A 26,931-nucleotide genomic window follows, 5' to 3' on the forward strand; every position below is an offset into this window, starting at 1 on the left:
CACCATGACGATAAAGTCGTACCCACTGGGCGAGAATCCCAGGATTGCGAATATTAAAGTGCGTTGCAACTTGACTGTAAGATAAGGCATTGTCCCATAGATGTCTCAGCACAGACAATTTAAACTCAGCGCTGTAAAAGGTGAACTTTTTGGTCAGTCCGTCCATGCCGTGTGTTTTATACCAACCAACCCAACGTTCTACCATTGAGCTCTGCAAGCCGTATTTTTTACCCAAGGCGACATATCCCATCGGGCCCTCTAAATATTCTTGCACTACACGGTACTTAAATTCTTCTGCATGTTTCGTCATTAAAAAACCCCAAAAGTTGGTGTCCAACTTTTGGGGTTCAGTTCATTGCAGCCCTTTTTTTGTTGGTACTGGACTGAGAAAAGGCCCTGTCCTATTCACCTATAAACTATCTTAGATTAGAAGCGATAGTTCAAAGACACTTGATACATACGGCCTAATTGGCTGAAATGAGAACCATCGTAGGTCACCATTGGGTAACGACCATTGAACGTCAGATTTTGCCATTCGTTTTTCAACTTGGCTGGATCGTTAATAATCGCCTGACCTTTTGCGATGTCATTTACAGCTTGAAGTTTCCAAGATGGAGTGACGTTGAACATATTATTAACGTTAAACGCAAGAGTCAGATTCTTGTCGAGCTGGTAGTTAATCGCCAAGTCTGTGAGTGTCTTCGTTTTGAACGCAACTTCCAAATTGTTCGTATCGCTCAAATCTGCATTGCGGAACTTGGTTGGGCCAAACACGGTGTTGTTCAAGGAAACATTGAACTTGTCGAAGTCAGCATCGATACCAATGATTGTTTTGAATTTCGGACGAGATGTGAAAATCAAAGCTTCTTGCGTTGGATCTAACACTGATTTACCTGCATTAGCAATGCCGCTTGGGTTCTTTACAGCACCGTCACGTTTGTTTTCGATCGTGTAGTTACCAGACAAATTGAAGCCGAATTTGATATCAGCCACGTTAATATTGCGTTGGTTGAAAACGTAGTCGATACCAGAAGTTTTGCTATCGAGTGCATTAGCAAAGAAGCTCAAGCCAACCCATTCACGTGCTTTCAGTACTTGGTCGATCGCTTGGTTAGCATTGCCTGTTGGTCCTAATACAGAGCCCAATACAATACGGTCTTTCATCGTAATATTGTAGTAATCGAGCGTCAAGCTTGTATCTGGAGTTGGCTTGTATCCCAAACCTAAAGTGAAGTTTGTGGATTTTTCTGCCTTCAATTTCGCGATACCTAATTTTTCAGCATCAGCAGATACGTTGTTCAAGATACCCGTGACCAAGATCGTACCACCAGAGAATGAGTATTGATTTTTCTCAGTGTAGATTTGAGCTAAGGAAGGTGCACGGAAGCCTGAAGAGACAGAACTACGCAAAGTGAGCTCTTCGTTGACCTTCAGTTTGCCGCTCAATTTACCAATCACAGCATTACCGAAATCGCTGTATTTTTCATAGCGTGCTGTCGCATCAACCACAAAATCTTTGGTAACATCGATGATGCTACCGCCATAGATACCGTAGTTGGAACGAGTCCAATCACCCGCTTGACCGCGTTTTGTTATGCCATCTTGAAGGTAAGTCGCTGGTGCATTACCAGCATAAGAATCTGCACCAGAGTAGAGGTAAGATCCACGATCACCAGCGATCAAGGAATACTTCTCAGAACGAATCTCAGTACCAAAATAAGCGTTAATACCTTTTGACAGCTCTTTAGAGAAGTCAGCATTCAAGACCACGTGCGAGAACTTAGAGCCACCCGCGTCGAAGCGTGTTTGGCCATGTTCAGGCAAGGTGATGCCAGCTTTATATTTCTCTTCAACGGCACGGTTAACAGAGTTTGTGACGGTGTACATCTGCTCGTTGCCGCCGAACGTCAAGCTGACGTCAGAATCCCAGCCAGCAGTATCGAATTTCGTGCCGATGGTGCCGTTGTAGTCTTTGAGGTCACCGATGAAAGTTGGAACGTAACCTTCGTATGGAGAACCCGCTGGGTGCAACAGACCGTAGTCAGTCGGACGCCAGTAAGGATTGCGGTAGTTCGCAAAACTGTCGATTTTCTTGTTAATGTAGGCCGCATTCGCGTAGATGTTGACACCTTCAGCGATATCGTAGCGAGAGTTGACTAGGAACTTTTGCGCGCGTGTGTCTGGGGAACCATTAACGTTGCCGCCGTCTGGGCGCTTCGCCAAGAAATTCTTTACTTGAGTTGGGTCAGCACCCCAGTAATTGACTTCGTCTTCTACTGACAAAATACCTGGGCGATTTGCTAACGCATTGTGAGAATAATCAACTGTAAAATTAACGAAACCACGATCGCCTAATGCAAAACCTTGGTTCCAGCTAACAATTTCAGACTTACCGTCGCCCTTGTCAGTCACACCAAGGCGGCCAGTAACGCTACCGCCTTCTGGGTTGTCTTTCAAAATGATATTGACCACACCCGCAATCGCATCGGAACCGTATTGCGCGGACGCACCGTCGCGCAATACTTCAATACGTTTGATGGCATCTTGTGGAATAGCAGAAATATCGGCACCACTTTCACCACGGCCTGGTGAAGTTTGTGTGTACACCAAGGAGCTCATATTTTTACGTTTGCCGTTGATCAAGATGAGCGCGCGGCTTGGACCCATGTTACGGATTTCGTATGGATCGAGTAAAGAGGTCGCATCATTAACAGGTGTCTGTACCGTATTGAACGATGGAACGCGGAATTGGAGTGCTTTATCGAGTGATACTTGTGCTGATTTTGTTAGTTCGCTGGAGGAGATCATGTCGACAGGAACTGGCGTATCGATGACCGTGCGAGTTGATCCGCGAGTACCGGTAGAGGTGATCGTAACGGTTTGAACTTCGTCAGCCTTCTTCTTTTCTTGTGCGTCTTGCGCGAAAGCTGTGCCGCCTGTTGCCAATAAGACGATCGCTACTTGTACTGCATTTTTTGCGAAGACTTTAGCCTTTGCGTTTTTGTTTGAATCCAATGCTCTCTTGTTCATGTTTCATTCTCTCTTTTGTTATTTTTGCGCTGGCACCTGGGGAGTGTGCAGCGCAAGGTGATGACTACTAAGAAACAAACTGGTATTCCCTCAAGACCCACTCCTTGAGGTCAATCGATACTACCTGACACCTTTGATGTGCTGCAACATGAACGAAAGCCTTGTTGTTTTTAAGTAGAATTATTGCAATAGAGAATCTTTACTTACAAAATTCATTCATGTATAGACAACTTTTAAAATGACAAAATATTGTTTGGAAATCATGTGTTGTTGTTATGTTCAGGTGGTATATTTCTGCAATGAAGTGCTTGAAAGGCGTATATTGAGTCGGAAAATTTCATTCGGATTAATGCCCTATGGCATCACCTCGATTGGTGCCGCACTTATTGCTTCATTCTTCGCTGAAACTAAATTTTCATTTTTGCTTAAAAAAACAGTGGTTTATTGATCGGGAAAAATCATGCCGCAATTTTCTAAAAAGACCCTAGGTATTGTTTTATTGTCCACCGCAGTAGCTGCCGCGGGTGCGGGTGCTTGGTGGTTCAAGAAACATAAAAGTACGCGCGCTGTTGGTGGTGACGCCATCGTCAGTAATCCAGACGGTCCGTTTGTAGTAAATAGCTGCATCGCCCGCTTGCACGACGATAAGCCAGCGTTGGCGGTCATGTTTTCCGATAACGTCGATACCGATCAAGCGCTTGATAAGTTGATTGAGGTCAGCGACCTCGGCGATACAAAGGCGAAAGGGAATAAACCAGCGCAGGCAGCCTCTGCATCGGCGGCATCGAAAGCGAGTGAATTGGTTAAAGGTGGATGGATTGTTTCTGATAATCCGCACGTGTTGCTATTCCCGTATGTGAAGGCCGGCCATCAATATCGTATTAATTTAAGTGCGAATGTCGCATCCGATAAGACTAAGAAGTTAGATCAAGCCCATACTTGCGAGGTTCTGAGTGATGAGATGGCACCGTCTTATTTCTTTGCGAGTAAAGGTACGGTATTACCAGCGGGTTTGAACGGTGGTTTGCCTGTTGTGACAGTGAACATTCCTGAGGTTGATGTTGAGTTCTTACGAATCTCGCCTGAGAAGACGCCGAAGTTCATCGATATGGTAGTGGGTAAGCCACGCAAATCTTCAAATGCGGAGAGTGAAGAAGAAAGTGACTCTACAGAAGCTGAAGGGGAAGGCGAAGGTGATTACTACTATGACTATTATGGCTCGCGTAACAAGTTCAAAGGACAAACTTCAGGCTGGCAACTCAATGCCTTGCAGGGAATAGCACAGAGTGTCTATAACAATCGTTTTGTCACCAACGAAGTACCGAATAGTCGCAAGGTAAGTTTCCTCCCCGTTGAGAAAATTAACGAACTCAAGGAGCCCGGCATTTACGTCGCAGTGATGCGTAGGCCCGGCTATTACGACTACGACTATCAAGTCACTTACTTCTATGTCAGCGATATCGGTTTGCATGTAAGACGCCAAGTCAAGCAAACCGATGTATTCACTACCTCACTCAAAGAAGGTAAGGCACAAGGTGGTATCGAGTTAGAAGTTTTGGGTGATGAAGGTAAGGTACTGCTACGGGGTAAAACTGACGGCGATGGCCATGGCGTGTTACCGGGCCTGCCTGCCAATGCTCGTTTGTTATTAGCCAAACGCGGCAAAGAAGTCTCGATGATCGCTCTGCAGGAACCAGGTTTGGATTTAGCAGAATTCGATATTGGTGGTCACCTGCCACGCGATGCTAAATTATTCGCCTGGTCGGGGCGCGATCTGTATCGTCCTGGCGAGAAGTTTGTGGTGTCAATGATGGCGCGCTCTGCGGAGGGTGTTGCTTTGCCACCGACGCCGATTAAGGTGGATTTGAAAAAACCAAGTGGCGATGTCGTGAGCTCTAGTGTCTGGCAACCAAATTCAAAAACGCCAGGCTATTTGCAAAACCATATAGATTTGCCGCCTGATGCCGATACCGGTCGCTGGTCACTGGAATTCCGCGCCGATCCATCTGCCAAGCGCGCAGATACGATCTACACCTTTCAGGTCGAAGAGTTTTTGCCTGAACGAATGAAATTGAGCTTAAAGAGTGACAGCACTCCCTTAGGTGTAAATGACGATTTTAGTGTTGCCGTACAAGGCGATTATCTATACGGGGCACCTGCTGCAGGTAATCGCCTACTCGGCAGCGTAGCACAGGAGCGTACGCGTAATCCGGTAGCCAAAGAATGGCCGGGCTTTATCTTTGGTGATTTCGCCGATGACGCCAACAAGAGTCGTGCAGAGCTTGAAGAATCAGCACTCGATGATGGCGGCAAGGCCAATGTCGACGTGCCTTATACAGCGAATGCTAAATCAGCGTTGAAAGTGCGTGCCTCCTTCAGTTTGTTGGAGTCGGGCGGTCGCCCAGTAGTGCGCTCTATCGAACGCATTTGGTGGCCTGCTAAAGCCATGTTGGCGGTCCGTCCTGCATTTGATAGTGATGTGGCACGTGAAGGCAGTATGGCCGAGTTTGAAGTGGTTCGCGTCAATCAAAGCGGTAAGTTCGAAGCGCTTAAACAAGCACCCTTCAAACTCGTGCGTGAAGATCGCCAGTACTATTGGCGTTACGATGCAGGCCGCGGCTGGCATTCAGGTTATTCCGAAGCGGAAGAGACCGTGCACTCTGGTGCTATCGAGCTGAAAAATCGCGCCAAACTCACAGTGCCTGTGACGTGGGGAACCTATCGTTTGGAAATCGTCGATCCTGAGACCAATCTAGTCTTACGTTATCGCTTCTATGCTGGTTGGAATGCACAAGATAGTGAAAGTGTCGGTAATCGTCCAGACCGTGTTCGCTTGCAGCTCGAAGGTGCACCGGCTAAACCAGGTAACGATGTGAAATTAAAGATTGTACCGCCGCATGATGGTGAGGCTTTGGTGTTGGTTGAGGCAGACAAAGTGTTGTGGAGCAAGCGCGTCGCGGTGAGCACTGAGGGTACTACTGTCAGTATCCCTATCGATAAGAATTGGAATCGCTCTGATATGTATGTGTCGACGGTCGTTTTCCGTCCTGGTAGTCAGGGAGATAAAGTCACACCAGCTCGAGCTGTTGGTTTGACATGGTTACCTCTGGCACGTGAAGCACGCAAGCTGAAAGTGAATGTTAACGTACCTGCTCAAATTGAACCTGAAAAACGCTTGGTAGCGAAAGTGAAGGTTGAAAATGCGGGTGGTAAAAAGGCGATGGTCACTGTCTCCGCCGTCGATGTCGGTATCCTCAATATTACCAATTTTAAAACCCCAGATCCGTTTGACTTCTTCTTTGGTAAGCATCGATTCGGTGCGGAACTTAGCGATCTCTACGGTAAATTGATTGAACGTCTCGACGGCAGCGTCGGTAAAATCAAATGGGGTGGCGATGCGGGTAAACGCGATACAAAGAGCATGCCGAAGAAAGTGAAGTTGGTTGATTTATTTTCTGGCCCCGTGCAGTTGAACGATAAAGGCGAAGCTGATGTACCGTTGAACATTCCTGACTTCAATGGCACTTTGCGAGTGATGGTAGTCGCATCGACCGAAGAAGCCTATGGCAGCACCGAAAAAGAAGTAGTGGTCAGTGCACCTATCGTTGCTGAAATTGCGATGCCACGATTTATTGGCCCCGGTGATAGCTCGACATTTGCGCTTGACGTTACCAATATGATGTCGGCCGAACAAAGCATTAGCATCAAACTATCTTCGGATAAATTATTGAAGATTGCGGACGGTGAGCGCAATATTAAGCTCACACCGAAGCAAAGAAATATTTTGCGCTTCAATGTCGAGCCAACCGAGCCCTATGGTTTGTCTCGTATCAGTCTCGATGTGAAAACCGCTGGCACCAAACCCGTGGTGATCCATCGCGAATTTGCGCTGCAGATTCAACCACCCGTGCCACGTGAGCAAGATGCGCGTCGTATTCGCATTGAACCGGGTGCCACGCAAAAATTGGATGCGGCGATGGTGGAACGCTTCTATCGTGGTTCTGCCACGTTGAGTGTGGCAATGTCTAACCGTCCACCTTTGAATGTGCGTAGTATCGTGCAAGGTTTACTTGATTATCCTTATGGTTGTTTGGAGCAAACCACGAGTGCTGCTTATCCTCATGTGTTTATCGATGAGGAAGGCGCGAAAGCGGTCGGCTTAAAACCCCATACACGTGAACAACGTGCGAAATTTATCGAAGGTGCGATTGCACGTATCGCTGGTATGCAAGGTGCTGAAGGTGGCTTCCGTTTATGGAATGGCACCGATGGTTCTTACGAAGTTTGGTTGACGCCATACGTCACCAGCTTCTTGGCTGACGCGCGTGAAGCAGGCTTCAATGTGCCAGAGGAAATGACAAAGCGTGCACAGAAATGGATGACTGATAAGTTAAATGGCGCCGCGAACCAGTTCTCACCTTTACCAGCAGCAGTTAAACCTGATGCGAATGGACGATATGATTGGCGCGACTACGATTTGATTCGCAATAGTCATCAACGTTTTGCCGAGTTGGCCCATATCGGTTATATGTTGGCGCGTGATCAGAAAGCATCTTTGGCCTCATTGCGTTTGCTCCATGATAGCTATCGTGATCGTGCAAAATCGCCTTTGCCTTTAGTGCATTTAGGTTTGGCCTTGCAAATGATGGGCGATCAAAAGCGTGCTGATGTGGCATTCAACGATGCCATGACAAAACCCTACGGCATACGCTCTGATTGGGAATGGGATTGGCTCGGTGACTACGGAACAGCAGTGCGTGATCAAGCGATGTCGTACGCCTTGATGTTACGCCATAAGATTGCGCACCCACAGCGTGAGACCATGTTGACCAACTTGGCTGATCGCCTCGGTAAACCACGTGGCTACTTCTCAACCCAAGAACGTATTGCCTTGTTCTTAGCAGCTCGTGCGGCAGGCGGAACAGTAACAGATCCATGGGAAGCGATTGTGAAAACTGCGGATGGCAGTACCACATTGACTTCTAAAAATAGTGAGAGCAGAAGCTTTGATCCTAGTCTGGCGCTTAAAGGCATCAGCATCGAGAACAAAGGCAGTAATCCATTATGGATAGAGGTTGAGGCGAGCGGCTTCCCCACCAAGGCACCAATGGCAAGCAGCGACAAGATTACACTCGAACGTAAATGGTTCACCGTCGCTGGTAAGCCATGGAGTGGTGGTAGCTTGAAAACGGGCGATATGTTGATCGCACGGGTTACTGCGAAATCGAAGCAAGTAATTGAAGATGCGATGATCATTGATCATATCCCAGCGGGCCTGGAAGTCGAAAATATGAATTTATCGCAAGGTCCTCAAGCAGGTGAATTTAGTATCGACGGTGTCAATGTTGGTAATGCTATGAGCGATAGTCGTATCAAACATCAAGAATACCGTGACGATAGATTTGTCGCTGCGGTGCGCTTGAATGGCGATACCGTACAATTATTCTACATGTTACGCGTGGTGACGCCCGGACGTTTCCGTGTGCCTGCTACATACGCTGAAGATATGTATCGCCCTGACATCCGTGCATACGGTGTTGCGCCCGAACCAGTCACGGTGGTTGATCCACGAGGGGCGAAGTAAGAAGGTCATGGCGCTAACTCAGCTGAAAATTTCTCGCTGATTTAGTGTCGTGCGCCCTGTTTTTCTATGAAGAGAGTCGAATCATGAGTAGTCAAGTAAGCCCCAATGCACAAGCGATCAAAGCAAGCTTCAATCCTTTGATTCGTCCTTACCTGGTGATTTACGGTGCAGCGATTTTTGTAATTACAGTGGTCGGTATCCCTCTAGCGATCATTTGGCTGTGCGGCGTTGGGCAATGGTGGGCAAGGCATTACTTTGATAAACTCGAATGCGAACTCAGTGAAACGTCATTGCGTTTTCGTAAGGGCATTTTGTTCCAAGTCGAGAAGACTATTCCGCTCGAGAATATTCAAGATGTGACCTTTGTCGAAGGGCCGCTGTTAAAGATGTTTAATCTCAGCATCTTGAAATTTGAAACGGCTGGCCAAAGTGCCGGGCAAGCTCACGATATGCGTTTGATTGGCCTCATTAATGCCCATGAATTCCGCCATCATATTTTGATGAATCGCGAAAAGCTGAAGCATGCACACAATGTGAACGCTTCTTCGCAGCAGAGTGCAGATGAAAATACAATCTTGCTCCGTGCGATTCTTGAACGCCTTGAGATTATTTCAACGCAGCTGGGTCCTCGTGAATAGTCTTCAATAAGAAGCCTCAGTAAGATTTGTAAGAGGTAGGGTGGGTTGACGACGACATCTCGATCGGTGGCTTGTGAACCGCCTCCGCCATGTTCTATGTATGGAATCAGATACATTAGGTCGACTGAATTCATCATTGATGGGGCCTATCTAAAGCCGATAGAAATCGACTTAGTTGGAAATGCCGCCGCATAGGGAAAAACAAATTACGTGCTGTTTCCTGCGCCAGCATCTTAGATGTGACGATCGGCCGTTCACATCGCAAAAATTGCAGTGTGCAACCAGATTTTTACGCTCTATCGCTTAGTCATCGATCCTCAATCCTGAACTTGTTAAGCTAACCTCACTTTAACAAACAAATGAAGGAGACATCACATGAAAAAGACCGTATTGACCTTGGCATGCGTGTTCGGCTTTATCCACTGTTTTGCGCAAGCGCAGACCGCTGATTTCGATCCGCGCGCTTGGAAGAAAAATGTGTACGGTAAGCCGACTCAAGTCATGGTCTTGGGAACTCCGCACATCAGTGGCTATGGTGAGAAGCTAAATCGCGTACATTTGTCTGGACTATTGGACCGCCTAGCACAATACGAGCCAAATATCATCGCGATTGAAGCGTTGTCCGGTGAACAGTGTGATTTTTTGCGGTTAAATACACTGACACATCCCGATGTACATAAAGATTACTGCTGGGATCCAGCTCCTGCTCAGAAAGCCATTGGTTTGGGCTTGCAAGAGGCACTGGTTGAAATCCAATCCACGCTACAGCAATGGGCACAGCATGCCAACAGGAAGCCAAGTGCAGAGCAAAGGCGTCGTCTAGTTGCAGTATTTTTAGCCGCAAATGATCGCGCTTCTGCTTTGGTTCAATGGTTGCGTCTCGATGTCAGCGAACGCAAGGCGATTGATGGTATTGAGCCTAGCATGTTGAAGTTCCTCAACCGTGAAACACCAAATTTAAATGAAAATTACGAAGTTGCTGCAGTGCTTGCCGCACGTTTAGGCCTTGAACGTGTGTACGCCACTGATGACCATACGTCGGATGAGATTACTGATAGGGCAGGACCTAAATTCGGTGAAGCACTGCAGGATATGTGGAGCAAGATTGATATCCCTGAGAAAAAGGAATCACTTGCACTGGAAGCGAAAATGAACTCAGCGCAAGATGTGCTGAACTTGTATCGCTTCTATAACAATCCGCGTAAGCTGCGTTCTTTTATCGCAGCGGATTTTGGTGGGGGCCTCAAACATGCTACGCCTGAACTCTATGGACGCCAGTATGTCGCGTGGTGGGAAACACGTAATTTGCGTATGGTAGCGAATATACGTACAGCTTTCGGTAATCATCCTGGAGCGAAAGTCTTAGTTGTTGTTGGCTCCTCACATAAGCCTTACTTCGATGCTTATTTAAATATGATGCATGAGGTGCAGCTGGTCGACTCATTTAAATTGCTCAAGTAAGCGTATCAACCAGAGTCGGATTGGGTAATCCGACTCTTTTTAATTTGTCTTTGCACGTCCGTAAGGAATAGGTCGTACCAAGAAATTGACACTTACTGCAAACATAAAAAGTGATGTCGCAATTATGATTGAAAGGCCAGAGAAATAACCTAATTGAGGCAAAAATAGTAAGCCTATAAACACACCCAACAAAGCGATCAAGCTGCTCGTTAACCATTGTCTGAAACTTCCAAAACAAGATGTATGTTGGCATTCGGTACAAGTTAGTACTGACTTGAGCCAAATTTTCCTGCGTGGAAAAGGATACTGGCAGTGTGGGCAAAGTCTATACATTGATAGTCCCCCTCTAAATTCTCATGTGCAGCCAGAGCTGCGCTAGTTTAATCTCGATTTGCTTTGCTGATGGTAGCGCAAATTGCACAGTATGTGTCACTAAGCTGACACAATTCCACGCTAAGGTAGGACTCTACATAATGCTAAACCATTAGCTTGAGGAGACCTTTGTATGGCATTACAAAATGAGAATCGTGGGAATCGTCGTGTTGAATTTTTTCACATCCCTATGGGAGAATGTGAGATACGCCCGGTCTGGGTTTTTAGCTCTGGTCGTTCGGAAACCGCTATCTGTGGCGTCGTGATCAACATGAGCAAGGGCGGTGTGCAAGTGTTAACCGAGGCACAGTATCCGATGCTGGCCTCACGCTACAAAATCTCTTTCATTCGTGATGATCAAGCGGCGAACTTAGCACTCGATGATTGTTATCTACAACGCATTTGGACTGAGGCTCATAACTCTTTGCATACCTTGTCTGGCTTTAGTTTTGTCGGAGAGATACCGGAGACAGTCAGTGCCTTGTTGCAGTCTCAAGACAATCATGTGAGACCATTTTTGCGGTGCGAAATTGATGCGATTGAAGTCGAAATTCGTCGGCAATAATGCTCGCCAAATTCGAGATGTTCTTCTAATCGAGGTCATGCCGTAGTCATATTTGAGCCCTAGCATCAGCGTTTTCTTCATTCACGGGGCAAGCGCATGAAACATCAAAATTCTTCACGTCGTCAGTTTATTCGTCAGTTCGCCGCATCGACCGCTGCACTCTCAACAAGTGCAGCGCTCTCCGCGTGTGGTGGCAGCAGCGTGCAGCCTGTGTATGTGACTTTCGAACACGGTGTAGCGAGTGGCGATCCATTAAGCGATCGTGTTATTATTTGGACGCGTGTTACGCCTACGACTAATTATGATGGCCGTGACTTCGATGTAAGTTGGCAAGTGTCGAGCGATGTGGATTTTTCAAAAATCGTTAAGACCGGAAATGTCATTACGAATGGCGCGCGCGATTTCACTATCAAAGTTGATGTGACAGGTTTAAGCCCTAATTCGATTTACTTTTATCGCTTTAATTTTGATAGCCGCTTATCACCTGTGGGAAAAACCAAGACACTGCCTACAGGTAAAGTAGCACAAGTTAAATTGGCAGTGATGACTTGTTCTAACTATCCAGCAGGCTATTTCAATGTCTATGCTGAGATTGCCAAACTCAATGATATCGATGCGGCAGTGCATTTGGGCGACTATATCTATGAGTATCCACGTGATGGCTATGCATCTCAAGATGCGGCGGCGTTAAATCGCTTGGTGGAGCCGAAAACGGAAACTGTCACATTGACAGACTACCGCAGCCGTTATGCAATTTATCGCCGTGACGCTGATTTGCAAGCCATGCACGCCGCGGTGCCTTTGATTGCAGTGTGGGATGATCATGAATTTGCAAACGATGCATGGATAGGTGGCGCTGAGAATCATGATCCTGCAACTGAAGGCCCTTTCAGTGCACGTCGCGCTGCGGCTCTGCAGGCCTATCACGAATGGATGCCTGTACGCCTAAATGATCCGAGCAAAAATGATCGCATCTATCGTTCTTTTGACTTTGGTGATCTGGTCTCATTGCATATGCTTGATACGCGTTTGATCGGCCGTGAAAAACAATTGTCTTATGCGAGTTATATGGGCGCAGGTGGTGCCTTTGATGCTGCTCGCTTCGCCGCTGATATGAGCAATCCCACGCGTCAACTCTTAGGTACCGAGCAACTCACATGGTTGCAATCGCAGATGACAAAGTCGACCGCAACTTGGCAAATTCTTGGACAACAAGTATTGATGGCGCGTATGAACATTCCAGCGCCATTGGTGTTAGGACAAATCAGTTTCTCTGACTACACCAATTTACTTGGTAAAGCGCAAGTAGCACCGGCGAGCTTAACTGTTGCTGAGAAAACCATCTTAGCTCAACCAGCTATTCCTTATAACCTTGATGCATGGGATGGCTATGTGGTCGCACGCGAAACAGTTTTTGGCGCGGCGAAAGCGCTCAATAAAAATTTGATCGCTTTGGCGGGAGACACACATAACACTTGGGCTAGTGATTTGCAGGATATGAATGGAACTGCGATCGGTGTCGAGTTCGGCGTCACTTCGGTGACTTCACCAGGTTTCGAAGAAATTTTCCCTAAAGAAGATCCGGCAAAAGTCGCGGGAGGCTTGGAACAGATTATTGGACCTCTGGTGTATGCAGAAACGAAAAACCGCGGTTACATGGTTGTGACTGCTACGCCGACAGAGACGAGTGCTGAGTGGCGTTATGTTAGTACGGTCAAATCAAAGACTTATAGCCTAGTTGCTGGTAAGACTCTGAAAGTCTTGCCGGGCGCAGGAAACCGCAAATTATTGGCAGGTTAAATAGAGAGCAAGCACTGTCATTGGCGTGTCATATTTGCTGATTACAGTGCGGGCTTCTATTGTGTTCCCTTATAAGTTTTTAGTTCGTCGGAGAAAATAATGCGTGCGAAATATGTCGGTGCCCTAAGTGTCATTGCTGCAGCTAGTCTCTTAGTTGCCTGTGGCTCTAGCGATAAACCTGCTGATACGACAAAACCAATCAATGGTGTCTTTTTAGATGCCGCCGTTGAGGGTTTAGATTACACCACAGTGGGGCTCAAAGGGACTACGCGCGCAGACGGCGGATTTGCATGCAATTCTGGTGATGCCATTGCATTTACTTTAGGCGGCTTGAATTTCGGTTCATCTGCCTGCGCCAATATTTTGAGCCCTTTAAATTTGGCGAATTCGACAAATTATAAAGACGATGCTGTCGTCAATCGTTTGATGGCTTTGCAGTTGTTGGATGCGGACAATGATGCGTCGAACGGCATTCAAATCGCCAATGAAGTAAAGACAGCCCTATCGGCGCAGACTTTGGACTTCTCCGCAAGTGCAGCGAGCTTCAACACGGCGATGGCGGCGGTGTTGGCCAAGCTCCCGGCTGCGTATGCAACTCGTACGTCGGATAATGATCGTCGAGCCTTGGTGCGCGAACATTTTGAAGACACTTTAGCCTCCAAAATCGGGAGCCCAGTTGCAGAGAGCCTAACCCAAACCAATACGCTAGGGGCCGTTAGCGTAGCGATTACACGTTATCAGATTCAGGCCGATAAATCATTTTATGTCCCATACGAAGGTAGTGTCGCCGCGGTGAAGGCCGATTTCCCAAATGGTTTCTTACCATCGTATGGTTCTGGCCTGACTTTCAAAGGCTTAGCCGCTGATGGATCACTTGAATTCTATGGCATTACCGACCGTGGTCCAAACGGTGATGGTCCTAAAGTGCCAAATAGCAGCGTTACAGCAGGTGCGAGTGGTACCAGTGATGGAAAATTCTTTCCTGCACCGAGTTTTACTCCATCGATAGGTGTGATCTCTGTCGGCAAACAAGGTGCAGTTCTGAAATCATCGATGCCAATTAAATTTTCCGCTACCGCTAATGCCTCAGGCTTGTCGATTGCAGCAGGAAAAGTCGGTTCCTCTGGCGAGATTCCTTTGACAGATGCAGCACGCTTTGAAGTGAATTCCAAAACTATCTTTAGCGATTACGGCGTTGATACCGAATCTATCGTGCTCGATAAAGCACGTAATGTATTGTGGGTGTCGGACGAGTATGGTCCATTCATCCTGAAAATAGATATCAATACCGGCATCGTCTTAAAGAAATATCAGCCAGGTTCAGGTGCTGCGGATTTGCCAGCCGTATTGGCGAAACGTCGCGCTAATCGCGGCATGGAAGGTTTGTCTCTTGAAGTTGCTAGTGGTAAGTTAAACGGTTTTATTCAAAGCCCATTGGATGACGGTAAGGCGAGCTTCATCGTTCCAGGAGCGACAGTGGCAAGTAATGAAAGCATTAAAGATTATGCGAAGTTCACTCGTTGGGTAGAGTTCGATCCAAGCACTGAAAAGACAAAGCTCTACGCTTATCCTTTAGATGGAAAGATATATGCTAGCGGTAAGACGGGTAACGCAAAGCTCGGCGATGTCGTAGCACTGGGTAACGGTAAGTTCATCGTGATCGAACAGGGTGCCGGTGTGGATGGTAAGGTGTTCAATCGCTTAATGTTGGTGCAGATCCCTAGCGATGTCACTGATATCGCAGCAATGAGTACTGACCTCGAAAAGAGCAGTATGAGTGGCGTTGTAGTCAATGCAGCCAATTATGCCACCGTTGTTACTTTGAAGAAGACACTGTTATTCGACTTGAACTCAGCAGGTTGGTTAGCAGAAAAAGCTGAAGGTTTAGCCCTGGTTGATGATAATACCTTGGCTCTCGTGAATGATGACGACTTTGGTTTGAAGACCATTGTGCAAACACCAAATGGTAGTATCGTCGATGGTGCAGATATCACGAAATGTACGGTCGATACGAATGGCGCGATTCAAACCACAGCTGGCGCGATAGGCTGCGTTGCGGGGAACACGGCAAGGGTTGCACGCGGTGCTGATTCTGAGCGTCCGAATCGATTGTGGTTAATCAAGTTCGCGAAAAAATTGAACGATTTTGTTGTGCAGTAAGGATATGAGATTCATTTTCATATCAGTTTTATGTGAGTTTATTTTGTAAGTTTTATTCTCTTTGTTATCACCGCTTCTTTGCTCCGCCAGCATCGCTCGATGGCTGGCGGTTTTTTTTGTGTGCACGGCGTCTGCTTTAGCTAGTTTTGATGATCGTGCTAGTATTCAGCACTTTGACTGAATCAGCATTCAGTCCCACCATTCTTTACGCTGGATATCTTTCACATGCAAAACATGGATCAGAGAAATTTCGAACAAATTGTTCAACGCGAGCAAGGTCTGCACCGAAGTTTGAGCGGCCGCCAGATGTCGATGTTGGCGATCGGTGGTGCAATCGGTACCGGACTTTTTCTAGGCAGTGGCTTTGCGATTAGCTTTGCGGGCCCAGCGGTATTACTTAGTTATGCGATTGGTGCGATTATTGCTCTGCTGCTAGTGGCTTGTTTAGCAGAGATGACAGTTGCTCATCCCACTTCAGGTTCGTTTGGTGCCTTCGCTGAACATTACGTCAGTCCCTGGGCTGGTTTTGTGGTTCGTTATGCGTATTGGGCAGCTAACGTGCTAGTGATTGGTACCGAGGTGACTGCAATCGCTCTATATATGCAGTATTGGTTCCCGGACTCGCCGAGTTGGTGGTGGATTAGCTCATTTTCCGCTGCGCTCATCTTAGCCAACGCACTTAGCGTGCATGTATTTGGAACCATAGAATATTGGTTTTCTACAATTAAGGTGATAGCGATCGTGACGTTTATCGTGACGGGCGCTTGGATGGTTTTCGCTTCACCAGCCGAGGGCCCTATTGGATTTGCTAACTATGTACAACATGGTGGATTTTTCCCAAAAGGATGGGGCGGAATGTGGCTAGCAGTGATCGTCGCGCTGTTCAGTTACCTCAGTATTGAAATGATCGCGGTCGCCGCTGGTGAAGCGCGTGACCCAGAACGAGCGATAACCCTGGCCTTTCGTTCTGCCTTATTACGACTAGTGATTTTCTACATCTTGACCTTGGTGTTGGTGTTGGCTATCGTGCCTTGGAACCAAGCGGGGCAGGGTAAGAGCCCTTTTGTGACAGCGATGGAAGCCGCGCATATTCCTGGTGCTGGTGGAGTGATTAATTTTGTGATTTTAATTGCTGCTTTATCGGCGATGAATAGTCAACTGTACACAGCGACGAGGATGATGTTCAGCCTCTCGCGAGCTGGTTTTGCACCGAGTATTTTTGGCGAAATTAATCGTCAAGGCGTACCTATGAGAGCGTTATTGATTTCTTGTGGAGGTATCGCGGTTGCAGCTGCGATGAGTGTTTTTTACCCGAAAAGTTCTTTTGTTTTTATGATGGCGATTTCCATGTTTGGTGCAATGTTCGCGTGGTTGATGATCTTTGTAACGCACTGGTTTTTTCGTCGTCAGTGGCGTGCAGAAGGGCGTGCCGCTTTAGCTTTTCAGATGTGGGGCTTTCCGTGGTTAACTATTTTCGGAGCCCTGATGATGTTCGCTTTGATGGTCACTACTTTATTCACAGACGCTTTTTTTCTGACCTTAGCGACTGGCATTCCATTCTTGATAGTCTTAAGCGCTGCTTATTGGTTTTGGTATCGTCGTCGACCGAATTTGGTGCTTGGGTCAACCGACATCTAACTTAAAGCGTTGCACGATAAAATCCATTTGCAACATGAACATTAGGACCTCTCAATGAAAGTTTTTTACTCTACGCTTTTGATTCTCGCGTGTAGTTGTTTTTCCAGTTCGCCAGCACAAGCGATGTCTTTTCGCTGTAATTCCTATGTGATCGACAAAGGAATGCATAAAGTTGAGTTAATGCAAAAGTGCGGGACGCCCGCTAGTGCAAGTGTTCGATTTGAGAAACGTACGGTACGTGTAAAGCAATTCAATGAGCCGCAAACTTATCCACGCATGCAGAACGGTACCGTTGTCGAAGTCGAGAAAGAAATTGAGGTTGCGGTGGAGGAATGGGTTTATAACTTTGGGCCATCGCAATTTATGCAATTGGTCTTGATCGAGGAAGGGCGGATTCGATCAATCAGCGATCTTGGCTACGGACGATAAATAAGTCGATTAAGCGCAAGAGTTCGACGTTCAGATACGAACTGCCCCCCCATTTTCTTGTTGTTCTTCTATTGAGCCCGAGGTGATTGTTGTTGTTTAAGAACATAAACGCCATCGGGGCATACCACTGATGCAACAAAAGCAGTGATTTATGACAATTTTTCTTCACGGATACAGTGGTTCGTGAGCGAAACCATTAAAATAATCTTTTACGCTACAGAAGCAGAGACCCCTAGTTGTGATGTGCATTTGCTAATCACTTAGCGTTCCTTCATTGACGCTTTAAGGGATAGGCAATGCCCGACCTTTCTGATTTCTTTGCCGCCAAGATTGAATGAATAAACCCTTTTTGTCTAACACGCAATTTAAGACCTTGATGCTAAGCTTGGTCCTGTTTTTTGGCGTGCTCGATATTTGGGGAAGTTTTTATTGGCAGCGGGCCGCAGGGCCGGGGGTTGCCGCAGATCTCGGTACCGTTTTGGGAGCCGCAGATCGTCAATATCGCCTGCCTATTGAGCAGATCTATCCTGGATCCCCTTTACTTGAACATGGTGTGTTGCCCGGTGATCGTTTGGTGTTTGAGCACCCTGGTGACGAAAATCGTTTATTTTCGGTGGACGATATAGTTGGCGTTTATTTGTATCGCCAGTCGGCGAACGGAGGCGCAAATGCCTCAGCTCCCGAATATGTTCAATTCAAGCCAGTAGCCAAGAAGATTCAACAAGCGCAAATGTGGCAGGCAATCACCTTGGTCCAGTTTGCCACCACTTACATCGCGCTGTTAATCATTATATGGATCGTATTGCGTCATCCCGGTAGCGTGCCCATGCGCGTGTTGTCGTTTGCGATGTTGGCGATCATTCCCGATACTTTCATTTCTTTCTTGCCCTGTGGGCCATTGCAAGACTTTTTGTCGGTCTACCTGTTTCCTGTTGAGGTCTTTGTCGGATACGTCTATTTCACCTATTTCTGTCTCATTTTCCCTGAAGGGCGCCCCCATTGGAATAAACCTTGGGTGCGCTGGGGTTTTTATGTGTATGCAGCTTTGTTTGCGACTTATACGATCTCGTATATTTTGCTGCGCGTAGGCCTACTGCCTTGGGAAGTGCGTGAAGTTGTGAATCTCTTGGTGTGGCGTCGGTGTTCCGCGGTTGCTTCTGTCATTCTTTCTTTAGGTGCCTTAATTATTTCTTGGCGTTTCAGTACCGGTATCACGCGACAACGTTTGGCATGGATAGGTTTCTGTATGGGGAACATTTATGCCATCTATATGTTCCATAATTTATTTAGGATTGTGTTTGAAGAACGCGAGGTCGTTTATTTCGAATTCTTTAATTCGTTCGTCATTTTCTTAGCCTATTGTGGCTTGGGCTACGCTTTGCTTCGCAATCGTTTGTTCGATTTTAGCTTTGCGATTAATCGCTTCAGTGTGTATGCCGTTATTAGTATCGGCATCTTCTTAAGTGGAGCTTTGATTCAAATCGCCATTGCCCCGCTGTTTAATTTGGATGAACGCTGGAAAACATTGTTCTTCGATATCGTGTGCGGTGTGATTCTTATCGGCCTTTTTAACCCTTTGCGCGCTTTAGCAGAGCAACTTGTTCGGACTTGGCTGTATCCAAAATGGCGTGCGCAAGAGGAAACGTTGCAAATTGCGGTGGCGAACGCGGCAAATATTATTGGTCAAGATGATTTAGCACAGCACTATTTAAATGCCTTGCGCGCATACACTGGTGGTGCAAAGGCCGCCATTTACACATGCCATGAAGGCTTCTGTAACAAGATCGCTGGTGATCTTAGCGATGCGCCGATGAAGATCAGTGCTTTAGGCGGCGAGCTCGCCAGAATGTTGACGTCGCGCTTGCCGCAGTCGATGCAATCAATCGCGGGGGAGAGTGCCTTGCTAGTGCCTTTTACGCACCGTGGGCAATTAACCGGCTTGCTGTTGATCGGAAATAAGCCAGATTTCAATCAATACCGTCCAGATGAAGTTCGCTCGATTAAGAGTACCGCTGATGCACTTGATCAAGACTTACAGGCTGAGGCTCAGCGTTCACATCAACAAATGTTGGCTGAAAAAGTCGCCGCTGAGTTGCATGCGCGTGAGATGGCGGAATTGGCGAATGAAGCGAAAAGTTCGTTCTTGGCGAACATGAGCCATGAAATTCGAACTCCGATGAATGCGATTATTGGTTTGGCTTATCTTACTTTGCGTACTGATTTAAGTAGTAAGCAGCGCGACTATCTGAGCAAGATTCATGATGCAGGTAATGCCTTGCTCGGCATTGTGAACAGTATTTTGGATTTCTCAAAAATTGAAGCGGGTAAAATGGAGGTCGATTTTAGTCCGTTTTCTTTGGATGACGTGATTAATCATGTGCACACTGTCACCGCACAAAAAGCGCAGGAGAAGGGGCTGCATTTACAGATTGCTGTGCCAGCAAACGTCCCCCGTTTCCTAGTCGGCGATGCCATGCGCTTGGGTCAAATCTTGGTAAACCTCGTTAATAACGCGATCAAATTTACAGAACGCGGTGCGGTTCGTGTTGCAGTTGAAAATTTGAGTGAAGATGAGCAGCAAACTGGTCTGCCTTTGCAGTTACGGTTTTCTATTCTCGATACGGGTATCGGCATGACCTCGGACCAGGTAGAACGACTATTTTCAGCGTTCACTCAGGCCGATAGTTCAACTAGTCGTAAGTTTGGTGGTACCGGATTAGGCCTTTCTATTTCGCGCCAGTTGGTCGAATTACTCGGCGGCGAAATTCAAGTGCAAAGTGAATTTGGCAATGGCTCATGCTTTGAATTTAGTTTGCCGTTTAGCGAATGTACGCAAGCGAATTTGATGCAGATGGGACGTGCCATCTCAACAGCGAAGAATCATTACACTGATACCTTAATCTTATTGGTCGAAGATAATGAGATTAACCAACAGATTGCGGTTGAGCTGTTGGCGACAGTGGGCGTCAAAGTAGATGTGGCCGGAGGTGGACAAGAGGCAATAGATCGATTGGCGGCCGCATCTCCAACAACGTATGACATGATTTTGATGGATCTGGAAATGCCCGGCATGGATGGTCATCAAGCAACACGATCGATTCGCAGTTCTGATCGCTATCATCAAATTCCAATTGTCGCGATGACCGCGCATGCCATGGCAGACGTACGTCAACGTTGTATGGATGAGGGCATGCAAGATTTCTTGCCTAAGCCTGTTCAACCAAATTCTTTGTTTAATATGTTGGCACGTTGGTTGGAACATAAAGCCTTAGCTGGCGGCACACACGAAATTCGAGAAGAGCGAGAAGCTTATAATGCTGGCGCTGTGGCTGAAACGGAAGTTGATTTTGCCCGTTTCCGTCATATTGATAGCAATCAAGGCTTAAGTCTGATGATGGGGAAACGTGACCTATACCTGAAGGTACTGGGTAATTTCCGTGATGGTCAGAGCCAAACAGCGCATCAATTATCACTTGCGATTGAGCGCAATGAATTCGAGCAAGCCTTAATGCTAGTGCATACCTTAAAAGGTTTGGCAGGAAGTATTGGCGCCAAACAGGTGCAAGCGGATGCGGTCCAACTCGAGTTGTCTTTGCATCTATTGAAGCAAGATGGTGAGAATTTTGAAGAAACCTATCAACATGCTGAAAAGCTGCATCAATCACTGAGCCAAGTTTTGGTGGAACTACAGCGGCTGCTGCCTGTACATCGAGAATCTCATCTTTCCACAATGGAAAAGTCTAATTTGAGTACAGAACAACTCGACCAGCACCTTGATCAATTCCGTGAATTGTTGAGCGCCTGTAGTGGTGATTGTCCTCAGTATTACGAAGAGCATCGAAACCTTTTCATGCAAATATTTGCAGCGCCGATCCTAGGGCGAATCGATCAACACATCGCTCAATACGAGTTCGATGAGGCGCTGATCTTATTAGACCAACGCAACTAGGCCTAGCCTTGATCATGACAAATGTCATTTGAAGTGATGACATTTGCTACTACTTTCGAATCTTCTTTGACCGCATCATAACTCCTACGCACTGTCGCGATATGAACCGCAACTAGGAGAATGAAGATGAACACGACACTCAGCACTCAAAAGCCAAGCTTAGACCAACAATTGCATGACTTTCGTCAACGCCGGTTTCTGGCAACCCCTTTAGCGGGCACTTTGGTTTGGTTGGTTTTGATTTTCACCGGTTTGTTTTGCAATGCGAAAGCGCAAGTCTTGGCTGTATTCATTGGGACTGGAAGTATTGTCTATTTGGCGTTATTGTTATCTCGTTTTACAGGTGAACACATCCGATTCCAAACTAAGCAACATCGCAATTTCTTTGATACCTTATTCCTAAGTGCAGTTGGCATGAGCTTTCTCGTATATGCGATCGCTTTGCCTTATTTTATGCAAAACTTTCGTGCCTTGCCGTTTGCGGTTGCCGTGTTGACTGGTTTGATGTGGTTGCCTATGAGCGTTTTGATTCAACATTGGATAGGTTTGCTGCACGCAGTTATCCGCACTGTTTTGTGTACCGCGGCATGGATACTGTATCCGGAGCATAGCTTTGTATTGCAACCTGTGATTGTTGTCGCTATTTACGCATTTACGATAGTTGTCTTGGAACGCCGCTGGCAACTTTTGCAGCAACATACTGTGCAGAGTGTGCCGTTGATTATCGATCCTGCTCCGTCAATGGCATAAGCTCGTGTATGCCGTTATCATTTGATCTGATACCGGCATTGCATCGAAGTATTTCCCAATCTTGTTAGAAAGCTCTACACTCAGTCAATTTCTTAATTTCTGAGGTTGTTGCAATGTCGAAAGTGTCCTTGTTTAGTGCGCGAAGCCAAGCGATTGAACCTTTTCATGTGATGGCTTTGCTTGCGCGCGCAAATGAGCTTCAGGCCGCAGGTAAGGACGTCATTCATCTAGAGATTGGCGAGCCAGACTTCACCACCGCCTCTCCTATTATTGCAGCAGGGCAGCTTGCTTTGGCAGAGGGCAAGACGCGTTATACCGCGGCACGTGGTTTGCCAGCATTGCGTGAAGCAATCTCGCAGTTTTATCAGCAGCGCTATGGTGTTCATATTAATCCGCAAAGAATATTGATCACCCCGGGTGGCTCGGGAGCACTGTTGCTGGCAACAAGTTTGCTGGTCGATCCAGGCAGACAATGGTTAATGGCAGATCCAGGCTATCCCTGTAACCGCCATTTTCTGAGATTGATTGAGGCGTCTGCACAATTAGTGCCAGTCGACGCAAAAGTAAATTACCAACTAACGCCCGAACTAATCGAACGTCACTGGAATGAGGATAGTGTCGGTGCGCTGGTCGCTTCGCCTGCGAACCCTACCGGCACTGTTCTCAACAAGTCTGAATTAGCTGCATTGTCTGAGGTGATTCATGCCAAGAATGGACATTTAGTTGTCGATGAAATTTATCATGGATTGAGTTATGGAATCGATGCGCCAAGTGTGTTGGAAGTGAATGATCAAGCTTTCGTTCTCAATAGTTTTTCAAAATATTTTGGAATGACTGGCTGGCGTTTGGGTTGGTTAGTGGCACCAGAAAATGCGGTTCCAGAATTGGAAAAACTAGCTCAAAATCTCTATATCAGTGCCTCAAGCATTGCTCAATACGCGGCTTTGGCATGCTTCCAGCCAGAGAGTATTGCGATATTTGAGGAGCGCCGCCACGCGTTTGCACAACGACGAGACTTTCTCTTACCGGCTTTACGTCAACTCGGTTTCAAGATTGAGGTCGAACCACAGGGTGCATTTTATCTGTATGCAGATATCAGTGAATTTTGTGAACAAGGTGGCGACGCTTTTAGTTTCTGTCAGCATTTTCTGGAAACCGAATATGTGGCATTCACTCCGGGACTTGATTTTGGTCGATACCGTGCGCAATCTCACGTGAGGTTTGCATACACCCAAAATATTGACCGCTTGCGCCAAGCGCTTGAACGCATTGAGAACGGGCTACGCACCTGGCGAGCGAAGTGGTGAGTGACTAGTTGAGCTGAGGATTGACTGCTGTTGTTATGGTAATGAACCGATGATAGAAACGAATCATATCGAGATAGTTTTCAATTCCCATGCGCTCATTGCTCCCATGAAAACGACTTAAGTCTTGATTGTTTGCATGGACCGGAGAAAATTTGAAAATATGCTCACTCAAGCCTTCAAATTTAATTGAGTCGGTCGCACCCAACATCAAGCCTGGTGCAACGATCGTATTCGGGAAGGTTTCCCTGATCGTTCGATTCAATAGTTGGTACTGACTGGAGCTAGTAGAACTCACTTTCGACGCGTTGACAGCCTTAGGCATCACGCTTACGGTGTATTCTTTTTCATTTAAGACTTGGCTAATTTGTTGACGGATATCCTTGACCACTTGATCAACGCTGTCGCCAGGTAATAAACGAAAATTGATGGTTGCTTCGGCGATGCCTGGCAACACATTTTCCTTGTTGCCAGCATGGCTCATCGTGATGGCAGTGGTGGTGTGCAAGAGCGCGCGTGTTGCATCGCTTTTTTCTAAATCGTTTTGTACTATTCCACCGAATAGCCATAAATTAGACAAAGCGAGTCGATTCAAACCATGCATTTCAGGTGAGACAGTTTCGAATAATTCTTTAGCGACCCCTTGAATTTGACTCGGCCTTTGGTGCTGGTCTAAATAACTTAAAACCTGACTCAATTTGGCGATAGCGCTTTGACCAGCTGCAGGTGGCATGGAAGAATGGCCCGGTTCCGCTTTGACTTGGATTTGTACACTTAAATATCCTTTCTCTGCAACACCGATCAGAGCCGCTGCTTGATCTAGACCAGGTAGCATGTCATGGGTGATCAATAGACCTTCATCAAGCACTAAGTGCAATTTCACTCCGCGGTGTTTTAACAGTGCGGCAATCGCCGCAGCGCCACGTGTTCCCAGTACCTCTTCATCTGCGCCGAAGGCAAAATAGAGTGTACGTTGTGGCTGGAAACCCGATTTGACTAGCAATTCTAAGGCCTCCATTTGTGCCATCAAATTACCCTTGTCGTCCCATGCGCCGCGTCCCCAGATGAACCCCTCCTGTAATGCGCCTGAAAACGGAGGTACCTTCCATTGAGACTCGGTTCCCGGCGCGATCGGGACAACGTCTTGATGTGCCATTAAAAGTATGCCTTGAGCAGTTGGATCACTACCAGGCCAAGTATAGAGCAGACTTAGTTCACCAACTGTTTCACGTTGTAGTTGGCGATGACTCAATGGAAAACGTTGTTCTAGTAATCGGTGCAAAAGTTTGAATTGATCAGCGTTTTGTTGTGCATCGTCTGCGGATGCGATGGTCTTCAGACGAACCGCCGCACTTAAGTTATCAAGTACTTGTTGCTGCTGGATATCGAACGGGGGAATCGCTTTCACTTGTATTTGTTTCGACTTTTGATGCAAGGTGTTAAAACCAAGAACCAAGAGCAAAATGGCAAAACTTAGAGCGAGAACTTTGAATGTGCGGGTAAGCAGGGTCAGCATGTTTTGCCTTATGCGAGAGTGCAGGTGGTCGGTACTGTGGCTCAAGACGCCTCTTCCGTCAATTGCTCTTTATCAGAAATGCCATATGCCTTACAGATTCAGACAGATCTTAGAGCTAAAAAGTTCTAGCGCACCAACCATCTTCCTTAGTTAAATCTGTCTTACAATGTGCTTTTGTTTGGCCGCACGATTAAAACAGCTATGCCCAAATTAGACACCATAAAAGCCTCCATGCTCTCAGGCTGGAACCATATTGATGCCCTTTTAGATGATGGCCCGGGGTGGAATTGGCTAACACCCGCGCGAACGACCATTTATTACAGCTTTTCAGTTAGCTCTGGCACCGACCCCCAAAGCTCAGGTGTGACCGGTGCTTTATCGACGTTTAATGTGTCACAGCAGGTGGCAATTCGGGATATCTTCAATAAAATTAATCAGATTACGGGCATTAGTTTTTCTGAGGTCATTGATGGCGCTAAGGCGGATATTCATTTCGCGAATGCCAATATTACGAATGCCAATAATGCGGGTCTGACGCAATGGAACTATAACTACTTCTATGATGCTTCTCAGCAGATCACTAGTTATGTTGCACAAGCCTATGTATATGTTGATAACGCAGAGTCTGGGACCCGGTACTTATCCCCGACTGCGGGTAATTATTCCTACGAACTATTGATGCACGAATTAGGTCATGCAATGGGCCTAAAACATCCTTTTTCTGGTGCGGTTGTTTTGCCCGCTAATGAGGATAATACCGATTACACCTTGATGTCTTATACCCAGAAAAGCCTGCATGCGAATTATGGCCCCGATGATATTGCAGCATTGTATTGGTTGTATGGTGGAGATGGACTTGGAGGTAATTTAGGTGTTGGCTCACAAGGGAAGTATTTGTATGCAACAGAGAAGCCTGACACTATCAAAGCGACCGCAGGCAACGATTGGATCGACGGACAACTTGGTAGTGATGTTGTCAGTTTTAGCGGTGTTCGTTCAAGTTATACCTTGAGTCCATTACTGAGTGGATTGAAAGTGGCAGGCAGTGAAGGAATAGACACTTTGCTCAATATCGAACGTTTGCAGTTTTCGGACATGTCCGTCAACTTAAGCGTTCAGTCATTGGCGAATTCCATTTCTGTAAACAACTTAAAGGGTATCGAGGAGTTGTATGTAGCCTTTTTTAATCGCGTACCAGACGCAGATGGCTTGGCGTACTGGATTACGCGATTCAAAGAAGGAATGCCAATTAAGCAGATTGCCGAATCATTCTACAATGCTGGCATCATCTATTCGGCGCAGACCGGATACACAGCAGATATGACACCTGAAGCCTTTATTAATTTAGTTTACAAAAATGTCCTCGGGAGAACCGATGGCGCTGATAGTGAAGGCTTGGCCTATTGGAAGAAGGGACTAACGAGCGGGTCTGAAACGCACGGTTCTTTGGTGACGAATATTTTGGCAGGAGCCCATACCTTTAAGGGTGATGCCCAATATGGTTGGGTTGCTGATTTGCTGGATAATAAAATCCAAGTGGCGCATCAATTTGCCGTCAAAGCTGGCTTGAATTACAACTCCGAGAGTGCGTCGATCGTGAATGGTATGGAGATCGCCGCTAGAGTAACGCCAAGTAGTATCGAGAACGCGATTAAGTTAATTGGATTGAGTCCAGATCAATTTAATCTTGGCTAGTCCATTCGCTGAAGTCGTACGCACCAACTTCGCATGCTCA

Annotated in this window: 15 protein-coding genes; 12 read left to right on the top strand and 3 right to left on the bottom strand. The window is 46.7% G+C overall.

What is annotated here, in order from left to right:
• A partial coding sequence (locus tag H8K36_RS13085; protein ID WP_186916944.1) for a helix-turn-helix domain-containing protein occupies positions 1–310 on the bottom strand: 310 nt, incomplete at its 3' end.
• Between the two features lie 116 nt (positions 311–426).
• Positions 427–3,030: a TonB-dependent receptor plug domain-containing protein gene (locus H8K36_RS13090; RefSeq protein ID WP_186916945.1), complete on the bottom strand. Its 2,604-nt coding sequence runs from the start codon at positions 3,028–3,030 to the stop codon at positions 427–429.
• Positions 3,031–3,490: 460 nt separating this feature from the next.
• On the opposite strand from H8K36_RS13090, the gene H8K36_RS13095 reads away from it, so the two are divergent.
• From H8K36_RS13095 to H8K36_RS13145, 11 genes are all read left to right on the top strand, one after another.
• Positions 3,491–8,614, top strand: coding sequence for an alpha-2-macroglobulin family protein (locus H8K36_RS13095; RefSeq protein WP_186916946.1), 5,124 nt, complete (start codon positions 3,491–3,493; stop codon positions 8,612–8,614).
• 83 nt (positions 8,615–8,697) lie between these two features.
• Positions 8,698–9,252, top strand: coding sequence for a PH domain-containing protein (locus tag H8K36_RS13100; RefSeq protein WP_186916947.1), 555 nt, complete (start codon positions 8,698–8,700; stop codon positions 9,250–9,252).
• Positions 9,253–9,627: 375 nt separating this feature from the next.
• Entirely contained in the window at positions 9,628–10,713 is a 1,086-nt protein-coding gene (locus tag H8K36_RS13105) for a DUF5694 domain-containing protein (protein WP_186916948.1), read from the top strand.
• A gap of 505 nt (positions 10,714–11,218) precedes the next feature.
• Positions 11,219–11,650: a hypothetical protein gene (locus H8K36_RS13110; protein WP_186916949.1), complete on the top strand. Its 432-nt coding sequence runs from the start codon at positions 11,219–11,221 to the stop codon at positions 11,648–11,650.
• 96 nt (positions 11,651–11,746) lie between these two features.
• A complete protein-coding gene (locus H8K36_RS13115) occupies positions 11,747–13,450 on the top strand; it encodes an alkaline phosphatase D family protein (RefSeq protein ID WP_186916950.1) in 1,704 nt (567 codons plus the stop codon).
• Between the two features lie 99 nt (positions 13,451–13,549).
• Positions 13,550–15,610, top strand: coding sequence for an esterase-like activity of phytase family protein (locus H8K36_RS13120; protein WP_186916951.1), 2,061 nt, complete (start codon positions 13,550–13,552; stop codon positions 15,608–15,610).
• A gap of 225 nt (positions 15,611–15,835) precedes the next feature.
• Positions 15,836–17,248: an amino acid permease gene (locus H8K36_RS13125; RefSeq protein ID WP_230404623.1), complete on the top strand. Its 1,413-nt coding sequence runs from the start codon at positions 15,836–15,838 to the stop codon at positions 17,246–17,248.
• Positions 17,249–17,302: 54 nt separating this feature from the next.
• Positions 17,303–17,677 (top strand): DUF2845 domain-containing protein, encoded by a 375-nt coding sequence (locus H8K36_RS13130; protein WP_186916952.1) that lies wholly within the window; start codon positions 17,303–17,305, stop codon positions 17,675–17,677.
• Positions 17,678–18,011: 334 nt separating this feature from the next.
• Complete coding sequence (locus tag H8K36_RS13135) at positions 18,012–21,626, top strand: ATP-binding protein (RefSeq protein ID WP_186916953.1); 3,615 nt, start codon at positions 18,012–18,014, stop codon at positions 21,624–21,626.
• 126 nt (positions 21,627–21,752) lie between these two features.
• Positions 21,753–22,376: a DUF7010 family protein gene (locus H8K36_RS13140; RefSeq protein ID WP_186916954.1), complete on the top strand. Its 624-nt coding sequence runs from the start codon at positions 21,753–21,755 to the stop codon at positions 22,374–22,376.
• 113 nt (positions 22,377–22,489) lie between these two features.
• A complete protein-coding gene (locus H8K36_RS13145) occupies positions 22,490–23,683 on the top strand; it encodes a pyridoxal phosphate-dependent aminotransferase (protein ID WP_186916955.1) in 1,194 nt (397 codons plus the stop codon).
• 4 nt (positions 23,684–23,687) lie between these two features.
• Here H8K36_RS13145 and H8K36_RS13150 read toward each other — a convergent pair whose 3' ends face one another.
• Positions 23,688–25,196: a M20 family peptidase gene (locus H8K36_RS13150; protein ID WP_186916956.1), complete on the bottom strand. Its 1,509-nt coding sequence runs from the start codon at positions 25,194–25,196 to the stop codon at positions 23,688–23,690.
• Positions 25,197–25,397: 201 nt separating this feature from the next.
• On the opposite strand from H8K36_RS13150, the gene H8K36_RS13155 reads away from it, so the two are divergent.
• A complete protein-coding gene (locus tag H8K36_RS13155; RefSeq protein WP_186916957.1) occupies positions 25,398–26,891 on the top strand; it encodes a DUF4214 domain-containing protein in 1,494 nt (497 codons plus the stop codon).
• The last annotated feature ends 40 nt before the right edge of the window (positions 26,892–26,931 follow it).

It is taken from the genome of Affinundibacterium nitidum (genome assembly GCF_014284155.1).
In the GTDB taxonomy this organism is placed as follows: Bacteria; Pseudomonadota; Gammaproteobacteria; order Burkholderiales; family Burkholderiaceae_D; genus Undibacterium; species Undibacterium nitidum.

Bases quoted from the DNA above. Each gene is read 5' to 3' on its own strand.
- H8K36_RS13090 (WP_186916945.1), bottom strand. From the start codon at position 3,030: ATGAACAAGAGAGCATTGGATTCAAACAAAAACGCAAAGGCTAAAGTC.
- H8K36_RS13095 (WP_186916946.1), top strand. From the start codon at position 3,491: ATGCCGCAATTTTCTAAAAAGACCCTAGGTATTGTTTTATTGTCCACC.
- H8K36_RS13100 (WP_186916947.1), top strand. From the start codon at position 8,698: ATGAGTAGTCAAGTAAGCCCCAATGCACAAGCGATCAAAGCAAGCTTC.
- H8K36_RS13105 (WP_186916948.1), top strand. From the start codon at position 9,628: ATGAAAAAGACCGTATTGACCTTGGCATGCGTGTTCGGCTTTATCCAC.
- H8K36_RS13110 (WP_186916949.1), top strand. From the start codon at position 11,219: ATGGCATTACAAAATGAGAATCGTGGGAATCGTCGTGTTGAATTTTTT.
- H8K36_RS13115 (WP_186916950.1), top strand. From the start codon at position 11,747: ATGAAACATCAAAATTCTTCACGTCGTCAGTTTATTCGTCAGTTCGCC.
- H8K36_RS13120 (WP_186916951.1), top strand. From the start codon at position 13,550: ATGCGTGCGAAATATGTCGGTGCCCTAAGTGTCATTGCTGCAGCTAGT.
- H8K36_RS13125 (WP_230404623.1), top strand. From the start codon at position 15,836: ATGCAAAACATGGATCAGAGAAATTTCGAACAAATTGTTCAACGCGAG.
- H8K36_RS13130 (WP_186916952.1), top strand. From the start codon at position 17,303: ATGAAAGTTTTTTACTCTACGCTTTTGATTCTCGCGTGTAGTTGTTTT.
- H8K36_RS13135 (WP_186916953.1), top strand. From the start codon at position 18,012: ATGAATAAACCCTTTTTGTCTAACACGCAATTTAAGACCTTGATGCTA.
- H8K36_RS13140 (WP_186916954.1), top strand. From the start codon at position 21,753: ATGAACACGACACTCAGCACTCAAAAGCCAAGCTTAGACCAACAATTG.
- H8K36_RS13145 (WP_186916955.1), top strand. From the start codon at position 22,490: ATGTCGAAAGTGTCCTTGTTTAGTGCGCGAAGCCAAGCGATTGAACCT.
- H8K36_RS13150 (WP_186916956.1), bottom strand. From the start codon at position 25,196: ATGCTGACCCTGCTTACCCGCACATTCAAAGTTCTCGCTCTAAGTTTT.
- H8K36_RS13155 (WP_186916957.1), top strand. From the start codon at position 25,398: ATGCCCAAATTAGACACCATAAAAGCCTCCATGCTCTCAGGCTGGAAC.